19 protein-coding genes, 11 tRNA genes and 2 rRNA genes are annotated in these 23,028 nt (G+C 51.5%); 28 read left to right on the top strand and 4 right to left on the bottom strand.

The window, feature by feature from the left end; all coding sequences use genetic code 11:
• From AC3ZPD_RS17420 to yajC, 21 genes are all read left to right on the top strand, one after another.
• Positions 1-123 (top strand): 23S ribosomal RNA (locus AC3ZPD_RS17420); the annotation flags it as partial.
• Positions 124-319: 196 nt separating this feature from the next.
• A 5S ribosomal RNA gene (gene rrf, locus AC3ZPD_RS17415) occupies positions 320-436 on the top strand.
• Positions 437-455: 19 nt separating this feature from the next.
• Positions 456-531: transfer RNA gene (locus tag AC3ZPD_RS17410), tRNA-Asn, on the top strand.
• Between the two features lie 4 nt (positions 532-535).
• Positions 536-627 (top strand) — tRNA-Ser (locus AC3ZPD_RS17405).
• A 16-nt stretch (positions 628-643) separates the two neighbouring features.
• Positions 644-718, top strand: a tRNA-Glu gene (locus AC3ZPD_RS17400).
• A gap of 9 nt (positions 719-727) precedes the next feature.
• Positions 728-803: transfer RNA gene (locus AC3ZPD_RS17395), tRNA-Val, on the top strand.
• Positions 804-828: 25 nt separating this feature from the next.
• Positions 829-902, top strand: a tRNA-Met gene (locus tag AC3ZPD_RS17390).
• Between the two features lie 80 nt (positions 903-982).
• Positions 983-1,059: transfer RNA gene (locus tag AC3ZPD_RS17385), tRNA-Asp, on the top strand.
• 12 nt (positions 1,060-1,071) lie between these two features.
• Positions 1,072-1,144, top strand: a tRNA-Lys gene (locus AC3ZPD_RS17380).
• Between the two features lie 22 nt (positions 1,145-1,166).
• Positions 1,167-1,241, top strand: a tRNA-Gly gene (locus tag AC3ZPD_RS17375).
• 4 nt (positions 1,242-1,245) lie between these two features.
• Positions 1,246-1,322: transfer RNA gene (locus AC3ZPD_RS17370), tRNA-Arg, on the top strand.
• A gap of 27 nt (positions 1,323-1,349) precedes the next feature.
• Positions 1,350-1,432 (top strand) — tRNA-Leu (locus AC3ZPD_RS17365).
• A 7-nt stretch (positions 1,433-1,439) separates the two neighbouring features.
• Positions 1,440-1,513: transfer RNA gene (locus AC3ZPD_RS17360), tRNA-Pro, on the top strand.
• Positions 1,514-1,712: 199 nt separating this feature from the next.
• On the top strand, positions 1,713-2,375 hold the full coding sequence (locus AC3ZPD_RS17355) for a BofC C-terminal domain-containing protein (RefSeq protein WP_490985535.1): 663 nt from the start codon (positions 1,713-1,715) through the stop codon (positions 2,373-2,375).
• Between the two features lie 241 nt (positions 2,376-2,616).
• Positions 2,617-3,120 carry a crossover junction endodeoxyribonuclease RuvC gene (ruvC, locus tag AC3ZPD_RS17350; RefSeq protein ID WP_490985554.1) on the top strand — a complete coding sequence of 168 codons (504 nt, stop codon included), beginning with the start codon at positions 2,617-2,619 and terminating at the stop codon, positions 3,118-3,120.
• A complete protein-coding gene (gene ruvA, locus AC3ZPD_RS17345; protein ID WP_490985534.1) occupies positions 3,117-3,731 on the top strand; it encodes a Holliday junction branch migration protein RuvA in 615 nt (204 codons plus the stop codon). Before ruvC ends, ruvA begins: the two co-directional genes overlap by 4 nt.
• A 30-nt stretch (positions 3,732-3,761) precedes the next feature.
• Entirely contained in the window at positions 3,762-4,766 is a 1,005-nt protein-coding gene (gene ruvB / locus AC3ZPD_RS17340; RefSeq protein ID WP_490985533.1) for a Holliday junction branch migration DNA helicase RuvB, read from the top strand.
• A 167-nt stretch (positions 4,767-4,933) separates the two neighbouring features.
• Positions 4,934-7,057 (top strand): SpoIID/LytB domain-containing protein, encoded by a 2,124-nt coding sequence (locus AC3ZPD_RS17335; protein WP_490985532.1) that lies wholly within the window; start codon positions 4,934-4,936, stop codon positions 7,055-7,057.
• Between the two features lie 8 nt (positions 7,058-7,065).
• Positions 7,066-8,094, top strand: a complete 1,029-nt coding sequence (gene queA / locus AC3ZPD_RS17330) for a tRNA preQ1(34) S-adenosylmethionine ribosyltransferase-isomerase QueA (RefSeq protein ID WP_490985531.1) — start codon at positions 7,066-7,068, stop codon at positions 8,092-8,094.
• A 27-nt stretch (positions 8,095-8,121) separates the two neighbouring features.
• Positions 8,122-9,261, top strand: a complete 1,140-nt coding sequence (gene tgt, locus AC3ZPD_RS17325; RefSeq protein WP_490985530.1) for a tRNA guanosine(34) transglycosylase Tgt — start codon at positions 8,122-8,124, stop codon at positions 9,259-9,261.
• Between the two features lie 39 nt (positions 9,262-9,300).
• On the top strand, positions 9,301-9,624 hold the full coding sequence (gene yajC / locus AC3ZPD_RS17320; protein ID WP_490985553.1) for a preprotein translocase subunit YajC: 324 nt from the start codon (positions 9,301-9,303) through the stop codon (positions 9,622-9,624).
• A 97-nt stretch (positions 9,625-9,721) separates the two neighbouring features.
• Here the strand turns inward: yajC and AC3ZPD_RS17315 are convergent, their stop codons facing one another.
• The 3 genes from AC3ZPD_RS17315 to AC3ZPD_RS17305 form a co-directional block, all read right to left on the bottom strand.
• Complete coding sequence (locus tag AC3ZPD_RS17315; RefSeq protein ID WP_490985529.1) at positions 9,722-10,549, bottom strand: phosphatase PAP2 family protein; 828 nt, start codon at positions 10,547-10,549, stop codon at positions 9,722-9,724.
• An 89-nt stretch (positions 10,550-10,638) separates the two neighbouring features.
• Positions 10,639-11,031 carry a TIGR04086 family membrane protein gene (locus AC3ZPD_RS17310; protein WP_490985528.1) on the bottom strand — a complete coding sequence of 131 codons (393 nt, stop codon included), beginning with the start codon at positions 11,029-11,031 and terminating at the stop codon, positions 10,639-10,641.
• Positions 11,032-11,088: 57 nt separating this feature from the next.
• A complete protein-coding gene (locus AC3ZPD_RS17305; protein WP_490985527.1) occupies positions 11,089-12,726 on the bottom strand; it encodes a putative polysaccharide biosynthesis protein in 1,638 nt (545 codons plus the stop codon).
• 239 nt (positions 12,727-12,965) lie between these two features.
• Between AC3ZPD_RS17305 and AC3ZPD_RS17300 the strand changes: the two genes are divergently transcribed.
• From AC3ZPD_RS17300 to AC3ZPD_RS17270, 7 genes are all read left to right on the top strand, one after another.
• On the top strand, positions 12,966-13,223 hold the full coding sequence (locus AC3ZPD_RS17300) for a post-transcriptional regulator (protein ID WP_490985526.1): 258 nt from the start codon (positions 12,966-12,968) through the stop codon (positions 13,221-13,223).
• A 128-nt stretch (positions 13,224-13,351) separates the two neighbouring features.
• Positions 13,352-14,626, top strand: a complete 1,275-nt coding sequence (gene secD, locus AC3ZPD_RS17295; RefSeq protein WP_490985525.1) for a protein translocase subunit SecD — start codon at positions 13,352-13,354, stop codon at positions 14,624-14,626.
• Positions 14,616-15,560: a protein translocase subunit SecF gene (gene secF / locus AC3ZPD_RS17290; protein ID WP_490985524.1), complete on the top strand. Its 945-nt coding sequence runs from the start codon at positions 14,616-14,618 to the stop codon at positions 15,558-15,560. The genes secD and secF overlap by 11 nt, the downstream gene beginning before the upstream one ends.
• Positions 15,561-15,682: 122 nt before the next feature.
• A complete protein-coding gene (locus AC3ZPD_RS17285) occupies positions 15,683-16,633 on the top strand; it encodes a cation diffusion facilitator family transporter (protein WP_490985523.1) in 951 nt (316 codons plus the stop codon).
• Between the two features lie 40 nt (positions 16,634-16,673).
• The gene (recJ, locus tag AC3ZPD_RS17280; protein WP_490985522.1) at positions 16,674-19,073 is read left to right on the top strand and encodes a single-stranded-DNA-specific exonuclease RecJ; all 2,400 of its coding nucleotides are present in this window, start codon (positions 16,674-16,676) and stop codon (positions 19,071-19,073) included.
• Positions 19,074-19,116: 43 nt separating this feature from the next.
• The gene (locus AC3ZPD_RS17275; RefSeq protein WP_490985521.1) at positions 19,117-19,635 is read left to right on the top strand and encodes an adenine phosphoribosyltransferase; all 519 of its coding nucleotides are present in this window, start codon (positions 19,117-19,119) and stop codon (positions 19,633-19,635) included.
• Positions 19,636-19,825: 190 nt separating this feature from the next.
• Positions 19,826-21,186, top strand: a protein-coding gene (locus tag AC3ZPD_RS17270; protein ID WP_490985520.1) for an IS1182 family transposase whose coding sequence is annotated in 2 segments (ribosomal slippage) — positions 19,826-20,393 and positions 20,393-21,186 — 1,362 coding nt in all. Because the reading frame shifts where the segments join, the coding sequence is not laid out codon by codon here.
• A gap of 177 nt (positions 21,187-21,363) precedes the next feature.
• Here AC3ZPD_RS17270 and uraA read toward each other — a convergent pair.
• Positions 21,364-22,683, bottom strand: a complete 1,320-nt coding sequence (uraA, locus tag AC3ZPD_RS17265) for a uracil permease (protein WP_490985519.1) — start codon at positions 22,681-22,683, stop codon at positions 21,364-21,366.
• Positions 22,684-23,028 lie beyond the last annotated feature (345 nt).

The raw sequence follows: 23,028 nt of genomic DNA, 5'->3' as shown, positions 1-23,028 counted from the left end.
CCCCTCAAGATGAGATTTCCCAATTAGTAAGACCCCTTGAAGACGACGAGGTAGATAGGCTGGGGGTGGAAGTGCAGCAATGCATGGAGCTGACCAGTACTAATCGGTCGAGGGCTTATCCAAAAGAGTCCCACCAAAGTGAAGAAGCGCTGACGAAGCAAATTCCGAATACTTTGGCGGGGCCCCGAAAGAACAACTAATTGCAAATGATTGTTTCGTATCCAGTTTTCAAGTGATCAAACACTTGAATGTGGGCAGATATCAGGGATTGATATTTTCTCGCAGCGATTTCGAGGAGCAGATGCTCCGAAAAATCATGTTTGGTGGCGATGGCGGAGGGGTTCCACACGTACCCATCCCGAACACGACCGTTAAGCCCTCCAGCGCCGATGGTACTTGGACCGCAGGGTCCTGGGAGAGTAGGATGCCGCCAAGCGAAACTTAATATTTATTGTTCCCTGATAGCTCAGTTGGTAGAGCACTCGACTGTTAATCGAGTTGTCACAGGTTCGAGTCCTGTTCGGGGAGCCATTATGGAGAGGTGTCCGAGTTGGCCGAAGGAGCACGATTGGAAATCGTGTAGGCGTCACAAGCGTCTCGAGGGTTCGAATCCCTCTCTCTCCGCCAGCTAAGATTTTAGTAAGGCCCGTTGGTCAAGGGGTTAAGACACCTCCCTTTCACGGAGGTAACAGGGGTTCGAATCCCCTACGGGTCACCATATATATTCGGAGGCTTAGCTCAGCTGGGAGAGCATCTGCCTTACAAGCAGAGGGTCGGGGGTTCGATCCCCTCAGCCTCCACCATTTACAATTTCATATTTTATAACGACGCGGGGTGGAGCAGCCCGGTAGCTCGTCGGGCTCATAACCCGAAGGCCGCAGGTTCAAATCCTGCCCCCGCAATTAATTCCCAAAAAGTAAAGAGATGCTTTGAAGCAGATTTCGATTACTTTACGGGGATCCCAAGCAAGACTTTAGGCTGTGGAACCGTGGTGTAGAGGCCTAACATGCCTGCCTGTCACGCAGGAGATCGCGGGTTCGAATCCCGTCGGTTCCGCCATTTTATTTGTACGAGCCATTAGCTCAGTTGGTAGAGCACCTGACTTTTAATCAGGGTGTCGAAGGTTCGAGTCCTTCATGGCTCACTTTTATTCCTTAAATGTTTTTGCGGACGTGGCTCAGCGGTAGAGCATCGCCTTGCCAAGGCGAGGGTCGCGGGTTCGATTCCCGTCGTCCGCTCCAATGTGCGCCCTTAGCTCAGCTGGATAGAGCGTTTGACTACGAATCAAAAGGTCAGGAGTTCGAATCTCTTAGGGCGCGCCATTTTTTTCTTAGCAGGTTTTACACCGTGCCGGTGTGGCGGAATTGGCAGACGCGCGCGACTCAAAATCGTGAGGGAAACCGTGGGGGTTCGAGTCCCTTCACCGGCACCATTGTTATCGGGATGTAGCTCAGCTTGGTAGAGCACCTGGTTTGGGACCAGGGGGTCGCATGTTCGAATCGTGTCATCCCGATTTCACGAAAGCAGTCATTCTTAGGAATGGCTGCTTTTTTTATTTTCGGGTTATTATCTTTGGTTCCTGTTATTTTGCATAATTGAAACCCTGAAGGGTCAAAATAGGAAAAAATAACACTGGATAGAGGGGATAACCCGTGACTATTTTTAAATTGAAAAGAAGGATGAGGCTCCGTTGGAGAAGATGGAGAAGGGCCGTGTGGTCACTGACGGCGGTAACAGCTTTATTCGGGTTTGCGAGCCTAGGCGTGCCTCTTTCCGGCCAACTGAAGCAGCTGCTGAACGATGACGGGCCTATAGCCAAAGAAACACTGGCCAGCCTGCAGGAATGGACCCAGGAAAATGCTGAAGAAACCGCAGAGGACACTGAAATGGCAGAGAAAGCCGTTGAGGATAACTTTTTAGCCGAGCTTATCCGCTCTAATCGGGCGAGAATCGTGCATACGGGCACCGTATATATTGGTGGTTCTGAAAATAAAATCGTCGGCATTATGAAGCCGGATGAAATTCTCGATTTGATGAAAAGCCACCCGAGCTGGACCGGTCGAATGGATTATAAAGGTGAAGTGTGGCTGGAGGAGCATGTTGCCGAGTTATCCGCCGCCTGCAAGGAGAAAGGGTACATCGGTCTCGACGCGAACGGAGCCTTGAGCTTGTTTGAAGGGAAACCGGAGAAGGAAAAGGTGATGCGGACGTTTTTTCAAATTGATATTAAGTCCATGGAGTCCGCACTTCCCAAAGAAATCGTAAACCAGCTTCATGACGGCATCCGCGTACAGGACTTGGAAGAGTACAACAGCGTTATCTCCACGTTCAGCGACTATGCGTTAGATACTGAAGCGGCCGGAATAAAACATTAGATCAAAAGCTTGTATACTGATGGAGCGCGTATGGAGCAGGTAGGATACGTTAGGAGACATTAGGAGACGTTCAAAGGGACGTCTCTTTTTATTTTTTTCACTAATCCGCAAATTCCAGAAATCGCATCTAAACCTGCCCCCGAACGCATAAAGTTTGTTATAATGTAGAGTGAATACATATGTTCGCCTCCCTGTATGAGGAGGACATGGGTTTGGGATAGATGAATTGGGAGAGATGAATTTGCGAATTTTAGGCATTGACCCGGGGATCGCGATTGTGGGTTTTGGATTTATCGATAAACAGGGCAGCAAATGTGTGCCCGTGCAGTACGGCTGTATTCAAACTGAAGCCCATACGCCTGAAGAAGAGCGGCTGCTTCATGTTTATGAAGGAATGATTCAATTAATTGATAAATATAAACCGGATGCGGTGGCTTTGGAGAAGCTTTTTTTCAACCGCAACGTGACGACGGCCATGACGGTCAGCCAAGCTAGAGGGGTTATGGTGCTTGCTGCTGTTCAAAAAGGACTGCCGATTGCCGAATATACCCCTATGCAGATCAAACAGGCGATCGTCGGTTACGGGAAAGCGGAGAAAAAGCAGGTCCAGGAAATGACCCGGATGTTCCTTAAGCTGCAGCAAATCCCGAAACCGGACGATGTGGCGGATGCGCTGGCGGTTGCGATTTGTCATGCTCATTCTTATACTTTAAATTCCAGGATAAATGAGGTATTGCGCAAATGATCGATTTTTTGAGGGGGAAGGTTGCCCATTTTGAGACGGAGTATGTGGTGCTGGACGTAAACGGCGTCGGGTACAGGGTATTTTGCCCTAATCCGTATTTTTTTGCGAAAAATAAAGAAGAAGTCACGATTTATATCCATCATCATGTGCGCGAGGATGCGATCCTGCTGTTTGGGTTTGCGACGCGGGAAGAGCAGAAATTATTCCGTAAACTGATTGAGGTTTCGGGCATCGGTCCGCGGGTGGCGCTCGGCATTTTGGCCGGGGGGACGCCGGACAGCGTCGTGGCTGCTATTTACCAGGAAAATATTACGTTCCTGACCCGCCTGCCGGGCATAGGGAAGAAAACGGCGCAGCGCATCATACTGGACCTGAAGGACAAGCTGGACGGCATAAGCACCGGGGCTGTAGTGATTCACTCCGAGCTGGAGGTCGATCTGTTTAATCCGGATCAGTCGATGTGGCAGGAAGCCAAAGACGCGCTGAAATCACTGGGTTATACGGACGTAGAGCTGGATAAGGTATGGCAAAACATGAAAGACAGCGTTACGCCTGACGAAACCGTGGATGCGGTCATGAAAAAGGCGCTTAAACTGCTGTATGTCGGATAAAGCAAGGAATAGGAAAGGAGCGGTGCAGAGATGGAGGACCGGATCATTTCGGCGAATTTGATGATGGAAGATCAGGCGGTGGAACTCAGTCTGAGACCGCGTTATTTATCCGAATATATCGGACAAGGCCAGATTAAAGAGAATCTGAAAATTTATATTGAAGCAGCAAAAATGCGGAAAGAGGCACTGGATCACGTGCTGCTTTACGGACCTCCGGGACTGGGGAAAACGACCCTCGCCAACATTATCGCCAACGAGCTTGGCGTCAATCTTCGCACGACTTCCGGACCGGCCATCGAGCGGCCTGGCGATTTGGCGGCCCTGCTGACGAATTTGCAGGAAGGGGACGTTCTTTTTATCGATGAGATTCATCGTCTGCATCGAACGGTAGAGGAAGTGCTCTATCCGGCCATGGAGGACTTTGCGCTGGATATCATGATCGGCAAGGGGCCGAGCGCACGGTCGGTCCGGCTGGACCTGCCGCCTTTTACCCTCATTGGAGCCACAACCCGGGCAGGACTGCTTTCCGCGCCGCTGCGGGACCGTTTTGGTGTCGTAAGCCGTTTGGAGTTCTATACCGTGGAAGAGTTAAGCTATATCGTTTCGCGGGGCGCGGATATTTTGGGCATTGAAATCGTCGGCGATGCCGCAGATGAGATTGCTCTTCGTTCACGCGGAACGCCGCGGATTGCCAACCGGCTGTTAAAAAGAGTCCGCGACTTCGCGCAGGTGCGCGGAGACGGCATTATCACGCCGGATGCGGCGGTAGAGGCTCTGCGCATGCTACAGGTCGATCCCCGCGGGTTGGACCAGATCGACCATAAAATGCTGCGGGCGATGATCACCAGCTTTCGCGGCGGGCCGGTCGGTCTGGATACGATCGCGGCCACGATCGGCGAGGAAAGCCAGACTATTGAAGACGTTTATGAGCCTTATCTGCTGCAAATCGGCTTTTTGCAGCGGACGCCAAGGGGACGGATGGCGACGCCGGCGGCGTACCATCATTTAGGGCTGCCAATTCCGGAACCGATGTAAGTCCAAGTGTCCAAGTCCGGCGGCCTATCGGCCGGCATCAAGATGTTTGCAGATTAGATTTAGTCATTATAGAATCAGAAACCATAGAGCGGCCAATGGTCGCAAATTTTACCGTCACATAGAAATCGAATAACTTTTATAGTAGCAATACGGAAAGCGAGGTTCGTATGAAACATACCGGAAAGTTTACCGGCCTGAGGAAGTGGGGCAGTGGAATCGGAGCAGGGCTGCTGCTGCTGGGCGCATTAAGCGTACCGGCCGCAGCGGATGATTCCGGCGGACAGACCGACGAACGGATCAGGGTTGCCATGTTTTTGGATCTGGGCAGCACCTATAAATCAACTACGCCTTCGGTAACGCTGGTGCCTTCAAGCGGTTTGAACGCCGGCCCTGGAACCGCAGGGAGCTACTTAAACTGGATTCAGCCCGGAGCTGGAAAAGCGGTAAAGTTCAGCGTTAACGGATTTCGGGTAAAAGTCCTTCAGACTTCGGATTTCAGTACAGCCGCTTCGGCTGCCAAGAAACTCCAGGCGACTTCCAACAAACCGCTGTTATTCTCGGCAGAGGCGGCAGGAAAAACGGTTTATCAGCTGTACACCGGCATGTATGCTTCGGCTGATGAGGCGAATAAAGCGGCAGCTTCGGTCGCCAGCACGCTCGGCAGCCTGCTGGGCACGCAAAAACCTGAAGCTAGAGGCAAACTTTATCTTTCGGCGGGAGTGTTTAATTCCGCCTTTGATGCGCAATCTCTGCGCGACCAAATCCTTGCCCAGGGAATTGATGCCTGGGAAGTGCTGACGAAGGGAGCAGGGGACAAACCCGCTTATTCCGTTTGGATTGGAGAGGCGGCAACGCAAACCCAGCTGGCTGCGGCTAAAGCGGCGGTAAATGCCAAGCTGCCGAATATGCATCTGTCCGAGGTCGACGGCTCGGCGCCTGCCCTAATTGTCCAGAGCGATGTAACCTCCGATCTCACCGCGCCTGCCGAGGTTTCGCATTTTATGCTGGCCGGAACCGGGGCTAAGCTGTGGGTGGACGCCGGAGACGGCGGAGTGACCCAGATCAAGGAACGTTCTGCCCGCAAATACCGGGGCGGTTTTGAAATCAGCATGGTCAACGGACAGCTCGCTTTGGTGAATGAGCTCCCGCTTGAACAATATTTGTATTCCGTAGTGGGCGGAGAGGTTTCGTCGTCTTGGCCGCTGGAGTCGCTGAAAGCGCAGGCGGTTGCCGCGCGCAGCTACGCTCTTTTTCAATCGCCAACAAAATTCAGCATAGCCGGCGTAGTGGATACGACGCTCAGTCAGGTATATTCCGGTGTAAGCACGGAAGCGGACAGCATTGTGAACGCGGTGGACAGCACAGCAGGCGAGGTGCTGGAAAGCGGAGGCAAAATCATTGAAGGCGTCTTCTCCTCCAACAGCGGGGGCATGACTGCCGACCCTTCCGAGGTATGGGGTAATCCCAGTCCCGTATATGCGGCCGTAAAAAGCACCGAAGACGTTGCCGCAAACGCCAATTTGAAGAAATGGTACCATGTGCTGCTCAGCAGCGGCAAAAGCGGGTATGTGAGGGAAGACAATACGAAATTTACCGGCGCTTCAACGGCAGCCGGACTCAAATATTTGACGGTCACCGCGGACGGCACCAATGTGCGTCCTCTGCCTTTGATCCAATCGGGCGTAGATCCCGTAGCTAAAATGGATCCGGGAGATCAGGCAGTGGTCCTGGAACTGGTGGAAGAGTCCGGTTCTTACGCCTGGGTACGGGGACCGTTCACTTCGAGTCAGCTCGTGGCCAGCATGAAAGGCAAGGTTTCCGGGACGGTTCCGTCTTCCGTTACGTCGCTTGAAGTGACGCAGCGGGGGCCGTCGGGACGAGCTACGGAGGTCAAAGCGAACGGTCAGGCGCTGAAGGTGAAATATCCGGACCTTTTCCGCTCTACCTTCGGCAGCCTGCCAAGTACGCTGTTTGATATTGTAAACACAGGACGGTATACTGTACAGGGTGCAGGCGGGCAAACCGGAAGCGGGACCGCGGCATCCGGAACGACCGTACTGTCGGCCAACGGAAAAACGACGTTATCCGGCAGCAGCAACCTGGTTGTGATGGGCGGAAATGGACAAGCCAGAGTGGTAGACCATACGAACAACTTCCTGTTTGTCGGACAGGGCAACGGACACGGCCTGGGCATGTCCCAGTGGGGCGCAAAGGGAATGGCCGATGCCGGGTATGATTACCAGAGCATTTTGCAACACTATTATCAAAACGTAACCATTACGAAGGACTGACTTTTAAAATGAATGTAGATTTATATGATTTTGAACTGCCTGAACGACTGATTGCTCAGACGCCGCTGCTTGACCGGACGGCCTCGCGGCTGCTTACTTTAAATAAAGAGACAGGCCATGTCGAACACCATCAGTTTTCTCATATTCTTGAAGAGTTGAAGCCCGGAGACACGCTGGTGCTGAATGACACGAGAGTGCTCCCGGCCCGCTTATTCGGTACGAAAGAAGATACCGGGGCCAAGGCCGAAGTGCTCCTGCTCAAAAACCTGAGCGGAGACAAATGGGAAACGCTGGTGAAACCCGGGAAAAAGCTGAAAAAAGGTTCGGTGATCGTCTTCGGCGACGAGCTTAAAGCCGTCGTGGAAGAAGAAGGCGAGATGGGCGGCCGGGTGCTGAACTTCATTTACAGAGGCATCTTTAATGAGATCCTTGACCGGCTCGGTCAAATGCCTCTTCCTCCATATATTAAGGAGAAGCTGGACGATAAAGAGCGGTACCAGACAGTGTATGCTCGTCATGAGGGATCGGCGGCGGCGCCGACAGCCGGGCTGCATTTTACGGAGGAGTTGCTGGATCAAATCCGGGCAAAAGGGGTCACGATCGCTTTTGTAACGCTTCATGTCGGATTGGGCACGTTCCGTCCGATGTCGGTGGATCGGGTGGAGGATCATGTGATGCATGAGGAATATTATATTCTTCCACAGGAAACGGCGGATATTCTGAACGAGACGAAAGCCAGAGGCGGCCGCGTAGTGGCGGTAGGAACCACTTCGGCGCGCACCCTGGAAACGGTGGCAGGCAAATGCGAAGACGGAAAAATCGTCAAATCCAGCGGCTGGACCGGCATTTTTATATATCCGGGCTACAATTTCCGGCTGGTGGATTGTCTGATTACCAATTTCCATTTGCCGAAATCCACGCTGGTCATGCTGGTTAGCGCTTTGGCCGGCCGGGAACGTATTCTTGCAGCCTACCGGGAAGCGGTCGAGCAGGAATACCGGTTCTTCAGCTTTGGGGATGCCATGTTTATTTACTAATAGATTGTTAGAGGATGGTTGATCAGATTGGCAGCAGCGATTACTTACGAACATATCAAAACGTGCAAGCAGTCCGGTGCAAGGCTCGGCCGGGTGCATACGCCGCATGGCGTTATTGAAACGCCGATTTTTATGCCGGTGGGCACGCTGGCCACGGTAAAAACAATGAGTCCGGAAGAACTAAAGGAAATGGAAGCGCAAATTATTTTGTCCAACACGTACCATTTGTTTCTTCGTCCCGGGCATGAAATCGTCCGCGAAGCGGGCGGACTTCATAAATTCATGAACTGGGACCGCGCCATCCTGACGGACAGCGGGGGGTTTCAGGTGTTTTCCCTCAGCGACATGAGAAAAATCACCGAAGAAGGCGTGCATTTCCGTTCCCATCTGAACGGGGACAAGCTGTTCCTTTCTCCGGAAAAAGCGATGGAGATTCAAAACGCCCTCGGTTCTGATATTATGATGGCCTTTGACGAATGTGCCCCTTATCCGGCTGAACACAAATACGTGAAAGATTCGCTTGAACGCACCACAAGATGGGCGGAGAGATGCCTGGAAAGCCATGCCCGCCCTCATGACCAGGGCTTGTTCGGCATTGTTCAGGGCGGGATGTTCGAGGACCTGCGCAAGCAGAGCGCCCGTGATTTGACTTCCCTGGATTTTCCGGGTTATGCTATTGGTGGACTGAGTGTAGGTGAGCCTAAACACCTAATGTATGAAGTGCTCGATTACACGGTACCCTTACTGCCGAGTGACAAACCCCGTTATCTGATGGGTGTAGGTTCACCGGATGCGCTTATAGAAGGCGCGATCCGCGGCGTGGACATGTTTGATTGCGTGCTGCCGACCCGGATCGCCCGCAATGGAACAACCATGACCAGCCAAGGAAGACTGGTAGTCCGCAATGCCCAGTATGCCCGTGATTACGGCCCGTTGGATCCGGAATGCGATTGCTATACTTGCCGGAATTATTCACGTGCATATCTTCGCCACTTGATTAAAAGCGACGAGACGTTTGGCCTGCGGTTAACTACTTACCATAATCTGCATTTCCTGCTGAACTTGATGAAGCAGGTGCGTCAGGCGATTATGGAGGACAGACTGCTCGACTTCCGGGATGAATTTTTCGAGAAGTACGGTTTGTTTGGCAACGAAAAAGGGTTTTAAAATCATTTGTTTTTAAGTAAAGGGGGATTTTACATGCATATGTTTTCGTATGCAGCGTCTAGTGGAGGAGGAGGCGGTTCCTTTATCGGGATCATCGTTCCTTTTGTCATCATGTTTGCCGTATTTTATTTTCTGCTGATTCGTCCTCAGCAAAAGAAACAAAAAAACCGCAGCTCCATGCTTAAAGAGTTGAAAAAAGGGGACAAAATCGTTACCATCGGGGGTCTTCATGGAACGATCGTTGAACTGACCGACGATGTTGTTGTGATCCGTGTCAACGATGTCACCAAAATGACGTTTGACCGCAGCGCGATCAGCCACAGCGTGGCTTCCGCTCCGGGTGAAAAGACGACGACAGCTTAAATCCAGATCACGGCTAAAAAGCCGGCTTACAGCGAAAACGCTGCAGCCGGCTTTTTATTTTGCGTATAAGGATATGCAGGGAACTGCCTGCTATAAATTAGCGCTGCCGGAGCAGCACCGGTTTCACGGAGGAATCCCGCACCGTGCCGGAAGCCCAGCGGACGGCCAGCGTGGTAGCCAGTGCGGATAACACCAGCCCGCCGAGCATATCCGTCAGCCAATGGATGCCCATGTAAAAAATCGTAAAAATGATGATCACAGCAATCGTACAGGCAATGGCCGCCCATCTGCGGTTGCCGGAACGGACGGCCAGGATGGCCATGGAAACGGAAATCGAGGTGTGCAGGCTCGGAAAACAGTTGTTGATACCCGACAGCGGCCGATAGACCTCTTCAAACTTCGGGTAAGCTTCCAGCATATAAAACGTAACACCCGCCGGCGGGTAAGACCAAACCTCGTTGATCGGGAAAAACAGGAAAAAGGGAATCGCGATCGCGTAATTCAAAAGCACCGTATAGCAGGTGGCGAACAAAAACTTTTTATTCTGCTGGCCCGCATAGATCCCGATGGAAGCAACAAGAACGGACTGTAAAATAATGACGTAGAAAAAGGCAGAGACCTGGGATACCCATGCATGGTGGAACAGCTGCTGAAAATCCCGGACAAAATGACCTTCAATCCCGAAAAACAAAGGGGTAAAGTCTTTGCGCTCAGGGAGCATGTTCTCCAGCTTCAATTCGTATTTGTTGACTAGAAGCACGCCGCCCATAGCCGCGAATACAAGCAGAAACCGCCAGGAATGAAGCAGTTCATAAACGAAACGGTAAGCGGCGGATAAAGGATTCCGGCCCGTTCCCGCGTAAATGAATACGGCTGTCATCAACACGGTTAATCCGGATACATAATACATAGATTCATAAAGCAAAGCGGGTATAGCCTCCTCTGGATTCAAAACTCCGATTTAAATAGTTTATCATACCGGAAGTGAGAGAGGGTATCCCTTCTTAAGCAATCTCAGTTTTTTCTAGCGTTTTTGCCGAAGATCCCTCCGGTTGCCCCGATCAGGAAGGCGGGAATCAAATAGAGGAAATCTCCGCCGTCAAAGGAAGAATCCAGAGCGAGAAAGCTGATCACAAACAGAAGCACGGCATAAAGCGTGCCGGTAATTCCCCCTTGGTACCAGCCTTTGCGTTCGCTTCTTTTGCCCGATACAAAGCTGCCGAAAAGCACGGCTGCCGCGTGAACGACATACGTAAAAGTAGACAGCTTCGTTTCCTCAAGGCTGGACCATCTTAGCAGCAGAGAGAGAAGCAGGGCGCCCAGCATCATCCATAAATAGGCGTACCATAGTCCGGAAAGCGTGGGGCCGGCAATGCGGAAAGGGATAAAACGGCGGATGTGTTGCATAAATAACCTCCTTAACGTTTTTATATATTTAAAAGGGATGGGCAAGCTTGGCCAGCGTTAACGAAACCATTTTCCAAAGACAGGCACCCGCTGCAGATCGAACCGGTCGATCAAACCTGTAGCGAAGGTCAGGATCAGGTAAAGCACAAAAGCCACGGCCGCAGAAAAAACAAATTGAAGGAGCGCCGTAGGCGCAAGACGGATCTCATGGTACAGGTAGCTGGCGCAGCCGGCCATGATGACCATCCCGCAAACGACCTTCACGGCATCCATCAGGGGAAATCGGTATTGAAGCGCCCGGGAAACGGCCATGCCGTGCAGAAGGGTGACGATAATGATATTAACGATGCTTGCGATAATAGCGCCGTAAATGCCAAGCGCGGGGTTGGAGGCGAGATAGAGAATCAGAACGATTTTGATAACGGCTCCGATCAGCGTGTTGGTCAAGGCGGTTCCGGGTTTGTCGAGAGCTTGCAGGGTAGCCTGCAGAGGGGCCTGGGCATACATAAACATGGCGAACGGCGCCATCGCCTTTAACATGCCGGCGATTTCGGTGTTGTTATAGAGCAATTGGCAGAGCGGTTCGGCCAAAACGTACATGACGACGGCGAACGGAGCGCCGGTGACAAGGGCCAGCCGCAGGGACTGGTGGAGACGTTTGTGGATCGTCTTTTTGTCCCCTTTGGCCTGGGCTTCGGCAAGAGACGGCACCAGCGATATGGCCAGCGAAGTCGTAAGGGCGCCCGGCAGCAGCAGCACGGGAACGACCATGCCCTGCAGCGCTCCATATTGGGCGGTTGCGACAGCGGTGGCTACACCGGCAATAGCCAGGCTTTGAGCCGTGGTAATGGATTCGAGCAGGTAAGATAAAGAGCCTACAAGGCGCCCGCCGGTAACGGGAACGGCAATTCTTAAAATCCGCCGCAGCGTATACAGAAAACCGGTTTGTGCGGATTTGGAGGAAGATGAATATGGGGTGTTTCCGGCTTTGGCGTTTGGCATCTCAACGCCTTTTGTTGTCTCTGTCCGTTCCGTATTTGTTGCGTCGTTTTTCTTCTCTCTGCTGCGGTGTACAAAAAACTGCCACAGCAAGGCGATCAGCGCGATCGCTTCCCCGGCGAGAACCCCGAGCATGGCCCCGGCGGCGGCATAAGCGATGCCCATCGGGAGAAACAAGGTGGCGAACCAAAGCTGGCAGAGAATCCGGGCCATCGTTTCCAGAATTGATGAGCTGGCTGAGGGAATCATGTTCTGTTTGCCCTGAAAATATCCCCTGAAGACGGAAGAAACGGCAACGATCACAATCATGGGACTCATGCTGATAAAGGAAGGATAAACGCGGGCATCGGTCAGCACATGGCGCATCAGCCAAGGAGCAGCCAGCAGGGAAAGGACCATAAACAGGAACCCGGCCGTTCCGGATAAAATAAGGCTTGTGCGCAGGATCGCGCGGGATTTTTCAGGTTTCCCTTCCGATTCGGCTTCCGCAATCAGTTTGGCAATGGCCAGAGGGATGCCGCCCGAAATGATCGTGACCAGCACGAGAAAAAAAGGATAACCCAGCTGGTACAGGCCGACCCCTTCCGCGCCAATGACTCTGGGCAGCAGAATTCGGGGAATGAAGCCCAAGATCCGGTTTACGATGCCTGCGGCAAGCAGAATCATAGTTCCGCGAATAAAAGATTGTTTGTTCAAGTGGAGTCCCTCTTCTCTTTCGAAATCCTGGGCAGCGCAATCAGGTGGTTGATATATGGATATGCCCAACCTGTCCAGCTTCATGACAGCTACTTTTGTTCATAATGTGTTAACTTTTTGAAGAAGCAGGAATTGGGAAGAGAAAGCCCGAAATATTATCCTTCTAGCGGCGTTTTTAAATGGTATAATGGCGAAGAGGTTGCTGTTAACCTACGAGGAGCGAAAGGAGTCTAACCAAGATGGCTGATGAAGAAATCAACGACCAGGAACTGATTAAAGCCATTGACCAGCTCTGTCAAAGCAAAGCTGAGGAGTTCCGCCTGTTCGGCTACGAGCATGTCACGCAGGCCGACGTATGGGAATGTATCAGCTCGAAATACAAAAAGGAAGGGATCCCGCCCGTTCACCGGCTGGTCAACGATATCCTGACTTTAAAAGTAACGACCTTTATGAATTATTTGACGCTTTCCGCCTATCGTGGATCCCGCTTTGAATGATCGGGGTTCTTTTTTTGCCTGGGGAGTCCATAATTTGACAAGCTGCAACTTGTTTCTGACAAATTGACGGCATTTTCCTGCATGGCTATAATAGGAATATTGAGAATGAAAGGGGAACAAATAACGGGATGAAAAGAATCGTCACATTCATAGCCGTAGTGGTAATCACCATTGGGGTTATGGCCGGGACAAGCCCTTGGTTGATCAATAAGATGGAACTGGGCCTGGACTTGAAGGGCGGGCTTGAGATTTTGTATCAAGCGACACCTTTGGAGAACGGCGCCAAAGTTACCAAGGAATCCCTGACACAAACGGCACTCAGTCTTGAAGAACGTTCCAATGTGCTTGGCGGGACGGAACCTGAAGTTACCACGGAAGGAACGGACCGCATCCGGATCAAAATTCCGGGCGTGGCAAACAGCGAGGAAGTCCGCAAAAAGCTGAGTGAACCGGCATCGCTGACTTTCCGCAGTAAAGACGGTACAGAAAAAGAAGCCAATCAGTATAACAAGGTCGAGCTGATCGGCAGTGACTTCGCCGAGAATGGCGCAAGCATCACTTATGACCAATTAAACCGTCCGCAAATCAGTATCAAATTAAAAAGCAAAGAGAAGTTTGCTGAAGTAACCAAACGTCTGGCGGCTAAACCTGCGGGTTCCCCGGAAAGACAACTTGCGATTTTCCTGGATGACCAGCTGCTTTCCGCTCCTGAGGTCCAGCAAGAACTGAATCAGGGCACGGCCGTCATCACGGGTTCCTATACGCTTGATGAAGCGAAAGAGCTGAGAGATACGATTAATCTCGGCGCCTTGCCGCTCAAACTGACGGAGAAATATTCCCAGGTTGTAGACGCGACATTGGGTAAATTGTCTCTGCATCAAACGCTTTTGGCAGGCGGAATTGCATCCGTTGTCATTTTGCTGTTTATGATGATCATTTATCACCTTCCTGGCGTTATCGCCAGCTTTACCCTGATTTCCTACGTCTGGATGATGCTTCTGGTCTTCCATTTTGCAGGAGTTACCCTTACGCTTCCGGGTATAGCGGCGTTTGTTCTTGGGATCGGAATGGCGGTTGACGCCAATATCATTACGGATGAACGGATCAAGGAAGAGCTTAGAAGCGGCAAAAGCATCATGTCTGCCGTCAAAGCGGGCAACAGGGTTTCATTCCGTACGGTTATGGACGCTCACGTAACTACGTTTATCGCCGCAGCTGTCATGTATTGGATGGGGACAGGCTCCGTTCGGGGGTTTGCGCTCGTTCTAATGATCGACATCGTGGTGAGCATTATTACGAACATTTTCTTCTCCCGCTATCTGCTTGTGCTTCTGGTGAAGGGAAATGTCATCAAGAAACCGGGCTTGCTTGGTGTTAAGGAGAGTGAAATCGGTGCCCTCTAATCCAAAAGAAAAAACAGTTGAAAATCAAAAAACAAGATGGAATTGGGATTTCATCAAATACAGTAAATTCTTTTATACCTTTTCGATTTTAATCACCATTGTAGGGATTATAAGCCTGCTGGTATTCCAATTGAATTACGGTGTAGATTTCCGCTCCGGCTCCAATGTGGATATCTCGGCCAAACAGCTGAATAAGGCTAAAATTCAAGAAGTGCTGAACGAGGCCGGACTAGGCCAGCGGGATATGGTCATTACGCCGGGTGCCCAGCAGAGCAGCGTCCGCTTCTCGGATGTATTGACCGAAGCGGATCAGAGCAAACTGCAAGCGGCCGTAACAAATAAGCTGGGCAAAGACGCCTCCACCGAAATCAATACGGTAGATACGGAAATTGCCAAAGAGCTTGAACGGAACGCTTTGATTGCCGTGCTTGTCGCAAGCTTGGGCATTATCATTTACGTAACGATCCGTTTCGAATGGCGTTTTGCCGTTGCGGCTATCGTTGCCTTGCTCCATGACGCTTTTATGGTCATTGCTGTGTTTTCGATCTTCCGCCTGGAAGTCAACCTGACCTTTATTATCGCGCTGCTCACCATCGTCGGTTATTCCATTAACGACACGGTCGTTATCTTCGACCGGATTCGTGAGAACATGCGTTTTGCGAAAGTGAAGACCCGGCAGGATCTGCATGCCGTAGTCAACAAAAGTATCTCTCAAACGATGACCCGATCGATCAACACGGTATTTACCGTATTTATTGCTTCCGTAGCCTTGCTGATTTTCGGCAGCGAATCGATTCGGATGTTCTCGCTTGCCATGGTCATCGGTTTGCTGTTTGGTGCTTATTCCTCTATCTTTATCGCGAGCCCGCTTTGGTTCCTGCTTAAAGGTAAAAACGTGAACACTAGCAAAAAGACGGCTAAGGCGACCAGTTAAGCCATAATTTAAAAGTGCAAAGCCGCGTCGCCTTGACGCGGCTTTACACTTTTCCGGGGTTTTAAACGATACTGTTTAAACCATAAAATTGAATTTTTATGGAATAAGCAAGGGGGACTAGCATGATTAACCGGCAAAGGGGTCAAATGGATGGAGCTGCCTTGGCGGGGGCGGTGAATCGTCTTACTCTCGCCTTGTTCAAAGGGGCTGTCGGCTGGCTGGGCGGCAGCAGGGCTTTATTGTCGGATGCTTTGTTTTCTGCGGGAGAAGCGATTCAGGTTCTTGCAGGAGTTAGACGGGGGAGAGCGGAAGGCCCATTCTCCGAAATTTCCGGCTCCCCGAAGGAAAAACAAGCGGATAACGGATTGCTTTTCATCGCTGTTTTAGGTCTTATCCTGGTGTGGGGCGCCGCCCAGTCGATCGCTGCTGCCATAAAAGCCTTAATGGAATCGGATACGCCTGCGCCTCATTATGCCGCGGGAATGGCAGCGGTTTTATCCATCGGCATCAATGAGTTGGTATTCCAGGTGAGATTCCGTCAAGCCGCTCAAGCCGGCCAGCGAAAAAAGCTCTTGTCCGAGCATCGTATTTCTATTCTTTCTTCGCTTATTGTGCTGGCCGGCGTCATTGGCGCGATGACCGGCGACCTGCTGGAGAACGATGTTCTGCTTGATTTTGACCCTGCCGCGGCGATTCTTGTGGCGGTTATGGTGCTTTGGAAAGCCGGGCGAATGCTGGTTCAGGGACTCTCCGCCTCTGCTGCGAAGCGGGAACCCGGCTACGATACTCAGCAGATGCTGGAAACGGTTCAGCGGGTATACGGCGTAATTACGGTCGAGCAGCTTCACATTGCCGAGCAGGGGAATAGACTTGCGGTTCATGTCCAGATCAGTGTAAATCCACGCATTTCCATGCACGAAGCTGTTGAGATTGCCGGAAGGGCCAAGGTGCTGCTGCTGACCAGATTCTCTTTTATCCAAGAGGCTGAAGTCCGCGTAATGCCGTACGAACCGGGTTATCCCTATAAAAGCAATTACGAAAATCAAGATAATGATGAAACATTGCTGCAATGAATATATATTTTTATAGAAAAAGAGCAGGAGGTGGTTTCTGGTGCTGCATGCCCATTATCGCTGGAGTACCCTTCAGCCTGATCAACAGGCGGTGGCCAAGCTGGCGTCGGAACTGAAGCTGCCTGAAATGGTGGCTTCCCTGCTTGTGACACGCGGGTTTGACACGGCCGAAAAGGCCGAAGCTTTTTTATACGCCGGTACGGAAGGATTACATGACCCCTTCAGCCTGCATGGTATGGAGAAAGCGGTCAGCCGGATTCGGGAAGCGCTGGCAAGCCGGGAGCGCATTTTGATTTATGGCGACTATGATGCAGACGGAGTTTCATCAACTTCGCTGATGATTCGTTTGATGGAGCATTTGCAGGCAAATTTTGAATGGTATATCCCCCACCGCTCCAAAGAAGGGTACGGCTTGCACAATCATGCGCTGGAAGCCGCGGCGCAGCGCGGCGTAACCTTGGTGGTTACGGTGGATACGGGCATTAGCGCTGTTCAGCAGATTGCTTTTGCCAAAACGCTGGGCATGGATGTAGTGGTGACCGATCACCACGAACCGCCGGCTGTTTTGCCTGAAGCCTATACCCTTGTGAATCCGAAGCTGCCTTTCTGTCCCTATCCGTTTAAAGGGCTGGCAGGGGTAGGCGTTGCTTATAAACTGGCCTGCGCCCTGGTGGAGGAGGTACCGTCTTCATGGACACAGCTTGTAGCGCTGGGTACGGTGGCGGATTTGATGCCTTTGACGGGCGAAAACCGGATTCTGGTTACCCAAGGCCTGGCTTCTCTGGCGGAGGAACCGTTGACCGGGATGTCTGCTTTGCTGCAGGTTTCCGGAAGCACGGCCATAAATTCCACGACGATCGGTTTTGCGATGGCGCCGCGGATCAATGCCAGCGGTCGGCTGGCACATGCCAAAGATGCGGTTGAGCTGCTGATCACCGCCGATCCGGACACTGCTGCTTCCATAGCGGACAGGCTGGATTTGTTGAACCGCGAACGCCAGCAGATCGTGGACGAGATCGTTCAGGAAGCGGTTCATCAGCTGGAGGAAAACAACCCGGACGGAAAAATTCCTTCCGTCATCGTGTTGGCCGGCGAAGGCTGGAATGTCGGCGTTGTTGGCATTGTCGCTTCCAAAATCGTGGAAAAATATTACCGGCCCGTGCTCATTCTTGGCATCGATGCCGAAACAGGCATGTGCAAGGGCTCAGCGCGTTCCATCCCCGGCTATGACATGTATGAAGCGCTGACGGAATGCGCGGACCTTCTGGACCATTATGGCGGGCACCCCTCGGCAGCGGGTATGTCGCTGCACCGCGATCAGCTGGGGGCATTCAGCGAACGACTGAATGCCTACGCCGGCAAGGTGATGACGGAGGAACATTACATACCGATGCTGACGGCCGATTTGGAATGTTCGCTGGACGAAATTAACGTGAACTCGATCGAGCTGTTGTCCAAGCTAGAGCCGTTTGGGATGAACAACGGATGCCCGCGGTTTCTGATCCGGGGGGCCCAAATCCTCGAATGCCGCCAGATGGGCAAGGACCGCAGGCATTTGAAGATTACGCTGAAGCAAAAGGGCAGCGTGATCGAAGCCGTGGCTTTTGGAAAAGGTCCCTGGGCCGATCTCTTGACCGAAGGAGCCCAAATGAATTTAGTGGCCGAAGCCAGCATCAACGAATGGAACGGCTCGCGCAAAGCCCAGCTGATGCTCATGGACGGAGCGGTAGAGCATACGCAGATTTTTGATTATCGAGGTATCAAAAATCCTTGGCATAAGCTGGACGAGTTGTTTGAATATTGGCGGACTTCATCCGCAGCGGGCAAAGGACAGGCGGCCCTGATCGCAAGGGCGGACGCGGGGACGAAGTTATTTAGGCAATTGCGGGAACTGCCGGTTTGGGTATATGATAGGAACGCTGGTCTGATCATGGAATCCGCTGAAGCGGCGGTCAGCTGCCGCCCGGAGGACGTTACCGTGCTGTTTGTCGCGGACGCGCCCGAAACGCCGGAGCAGCTAAACTCCCTGATTGCTTCTTTTGGAGCAGTGGAACGGATCTATCTCCTGCATTCGGCGGGAGAGGTATCGGAACGTGTGGAAAGCCCCACGCGGGAGCAATTTAAACAAGTGTATGCGCTGCTTCGCAAAGCGGCCGAACATGCAGTGTCTGAAGCGAAGCTGATCAGCTGGCTGTCTGGACAAACCCGGCTTTCGCCCCGGATGGTTACAAAGACGCTGGCGATTTTTGAAGAATTGAACTTTATTTCAAAAGACCGGGGAATGATAAGTTTAAATCCGTCTCCGGCCAAAAAACCTTTGGAATCGTCCATACGCTACAATGAATTGAGCCTGCTGGCGGAAATGGAGCATTATTTGCTTTATGCCGGCATTTCAGAGCTGACAGAATGGATTCTAAGCAGAATGAAAGGGGTATCCTGATTTCTGCTGGAGGACTGGAACATTTTTAGGAGGAGATTAAACCGTGAATTTCAAAGATTACATCCGGGTGATCCCGGATTTTCCCCAACCTGGCATCAGCTTTAAAGATATTACAACCCTGCTGAATGACGGGGCCAAATATCGTGAGGCGATTGAGGAAATGAGAAAAATGATCGCCGATCTGAAGATCGACCTGATCGCCGGTCCGGAAGCCCGCGGTTTTGTAGTTGGCGCGCCGCTCGCTTATGCGCTTGGCGTAGGTTTTGTGCCAATTCGCAAAAAAGGGAAACTTCCTTTCGATACGATTGAAGTCTCTTACGATCTGGAATATGGCACGGATGTGCTGGCTATGCACAGCGACGCCGTTAAACCGGGCCAAAATGTGCTGATCGCTGACGATCTGCTGGCTACGGGCGGAACAATCGCTACATGCGTAGACCTGATTCGCCAGGTTGGCGGCCATGTGGTCGGCGCAGCCTTCATGATTGAACTGCAGGATCTGAACGGCCGCGATAAGCTGCCTGACGTGGAAGTATTTACGTTGACCCAATATCCTTTTTAAGGAACACGAAAAAAGAGCAGCCATGGCCTATATGGGTCAAATGGTACATAAAAGGACCGCCTTACAGGGCGGTCCTTCAGGCTGTCGAGAAAGTCTCGACAGCCTTCTTTATGTGTGTTTATTTTAAGACGACACCGCGTTAATGTTGTATAATAATAGGTAACTACTCATGAACGGAAGGTGTTTTGGAATGCTGAGATCTAACCGGGAAAAACAACAAAGCTATGAATTTGTATCTATTGAGGAGTTGGTTCCGCAGGATCACTTGCTTCGGAAAGTGGATAAATATATCGACTTCTCCTTTATTGAGGATAAGGTTCGTCCTCTATATTCCGCAGATAACGGGCGACCGGCCATCGATCCGGTTGTTCTATTTAAGATGATTTTTCTCGGTTATTTTTACGGCATTCGCTCGGAACGCCAGTTGGAGCGCGAGATTCAAACCAATGTCGCTTACCGCTGGTTTTTAGGTCTGGGTCTAACCGACAAAGTCCCGGATCACTCCACCATTAGCTGGAATCCGCGTACTCGGTTTAAGGATACCAGCATTTTTCAGGAGATTTTTGACGAAATCGTCCTTCAAGCCATTTCGCACAAAATGGTGGGCGGACGGGTGCTCATTACGGATTCGACTCACGTAAAAGCCAATGCCAACAAGCACCACTATACCAAGCAGGAAGTCCTGCAAAACACCAAAGACTACCTAGACGAACTCAATGAGGCTGTGGCGGAGGACCGCAAAACGCACGGAAAAAAGCTCTAAAAGCACGAGAGGAAGTGAACGAAACCAAAGAAATAAAAGTGAGCACCACCGACCCGGATAGCGGCTATATGATGCGCGACGGCAAACCGGAAGGGTTCTTCTATCTCGACCACCGGACGGTGGATCTGAAATACAATCTCATTACCGATGTCCATGTCACGCCGGGAAATGTCCATGATTCGGTTCCGTATTTGTCCCGATTAGACCGCCAAAGAGAACGTTTTGGATTCCAGGTTGAAGCTGTAGCCCTGGATTCGGGGTATTTAACAACGCCGATTTGCCGAGGTTTACAGAAGCGAAAGATATTTGCCGTTATTGCTCACCGGAGATTTCATCCGAAGCAAGGTTTGTTTGCCAAATGGAAGTTTACTTACGACGCTGAAAGTGACTCCTATACCTGCCCGGAAAAACACCAACTGACCTACCGGACAACCGACCGGAAGGGTTACCGGCAGTATGCGTCAGATCCGGCGCATTGCAAGACTTGCCCGATGCTTGCCGGGTGCACTCATTCCAGGAACCACCGGAAGGTACTGACTCGGCATGTCTGGGAAGACTGCAAAGATGAGGTCCGAAACAACCGGCTAAGCCGAGATGGCAAGCAGCTATACCGAAAACGAAAAGAAACGATTGAGCGAAGCTTCGCGGATGCTAAAGAGCTCCATGGGTTTCGCTATTGCCGTTTGCGCGGACTCTCAAACGTCACCGAACAGGCGTTGATGACGGCCGCCGTACAGAACATGAAGAAGATGGCGATCCACCTGGATCGCCTGGAGAAACAGGGGTAAACCCTGTTTTTTGATACCAAAGATTAGGTATTGAACAGACAAAAAGAAACCCTCGTCTAAAAGACGGGGTTTCTCGACACTCTGAAGGACCGCCTTACAGGGCGGTCCTTTTTAATGCTTTTTTATAGCTGCATGAAGTATGACGGGTTTGGCCGGGGAGGGCGTGAGAGCCGTCCCTTAGTCCGGATTTTTGACCGGAGGGGCCTGTTCGCTCGAATCGTTGGACAGCCCGGTCACCTGGAGGAGTCGGAAAAACAAGCTCAGTAAAATGCCTACGATCGTTGCGAGCGCCATTCCTTTAAGCTGCACGGAACCGAAGGTCACCGTTGCTCCGCTGAGGCCGGTCACCAGCACTATCGTAGTAAGCAGCAAATTTTGAGCTTTGGAATAATCGACCTTTTGCTCAACCAGGATACGCAGTCCGGAAGCCGCGATTACCCCGAATAGTAGAAGGGAAACGCCGCCCATCACCGGTGTAGGGATCGCAGCGATCGCTCCGGTAAAGGTACCGGAGAAAGATAAAACGATCGCGATAACGGCCGCTCCGCCGACAACAAATATGGAGTAAACGCGGGTCAGCGCCATCACTCCGATATTTTCCCCGTAGGTCGTATTCGGCGTGGAACCAACGAAACCGGACAGGATCGTGGAAATCCCGTTGCCGAGCAGCGAACGGTCCAGACCGGGATCCTTGGACAAATTTTTGCCGACGATATTGCCGGTTACAAGCAGGTGCCCTATATGCTCTACGATAACGACAAGCGAAACCGGAATGATGGTCAGTATAACGGACCAATTAAAAGTAGGCGTGGTAAAGGTCGGCAGCTGAACCAGGTTAGAATCCCGAATGGCAGACGTATCGATCAGCCCGAGCGGGAAAGAGAGAATATAACCAACCGCGATGCCGATCAGGATATGGATGATTTTCGGAAATCCCCGGAACATGACGGCTCCCAGCAGAGTAACGGCAAGAGTAACCAGCGACAGGGTAATCACTTTGCCATCCGGCACCCAGGCGGCAGGATCTGCCCCGTCAGGCGCAATCAGGCCGGCCATCTGGGCCGCCTCCGGAATAAGCTCCAGGCCGATCAGCGCTACGATCGCACCCATGGCGGCTGGCGGGAATACAATATCCAACCAGCCAGTACCGGCGAAATGAATGATGATCGCCACAGCCGCAAAAATAATCCCGGTAACCACAAAAGCCCCCAGGACCAGCGAATAGCCGTCGGCATTAAAGCCGTATTTCCCCAATACGGTGGTCACCGGTGCTATAAAAGCAAAGCTCGAGCCTAGGTAAGCGGGGATTTTTCCTTTGCAGATCAGGATGTACAGCAGGGTTCCAATCCCGTTCATCAGCAAAATGGTTCCCGGATCGACATGGAACAGATTAGGCACCAGAATGGTGCTTCCGAACATGGCAAAAAGATGCTGAAGGCTCAGCAGCAGCCCGGGCCCGAACGGCAGCTTTTCATTAACTTGAATTTCACGTTGCACGTTGTACGCTCCTCATTGTTAATATATTCCATACATTAGTGTGTCCTCAATCTTAATAGCTTATAGAGTCAGGCTTCATTTTTCAATAACGATTTTAATATTTACCCAAATTCTTTACTAAGCCTTCATGGAGAATGGTTGACGCGGCCTGACGCAAGAGGCATAATTATAGGAAATCACTATTCAGGAACCTGATGCCGGAAGAGCTATGAACAGGTTCCCTTTTAATATTTCAAAGGACGGAATCAACCTATTTTACGTATAAATGAACAAGGCCTAACCAGCCGCCGCATTCGGAGAATTCCTGGGCGTTCATTTATGAATAGAAAGGATACGACAACGATT

It is taken from the genome of Paenibacillus mobilis, from assembly GCF_058267595.1.
The sequence above is the reverse complement of the archived record's forward strand: the minus strand, read 5'-3'. Positions and strand labels throughout refer to the sequence as shown.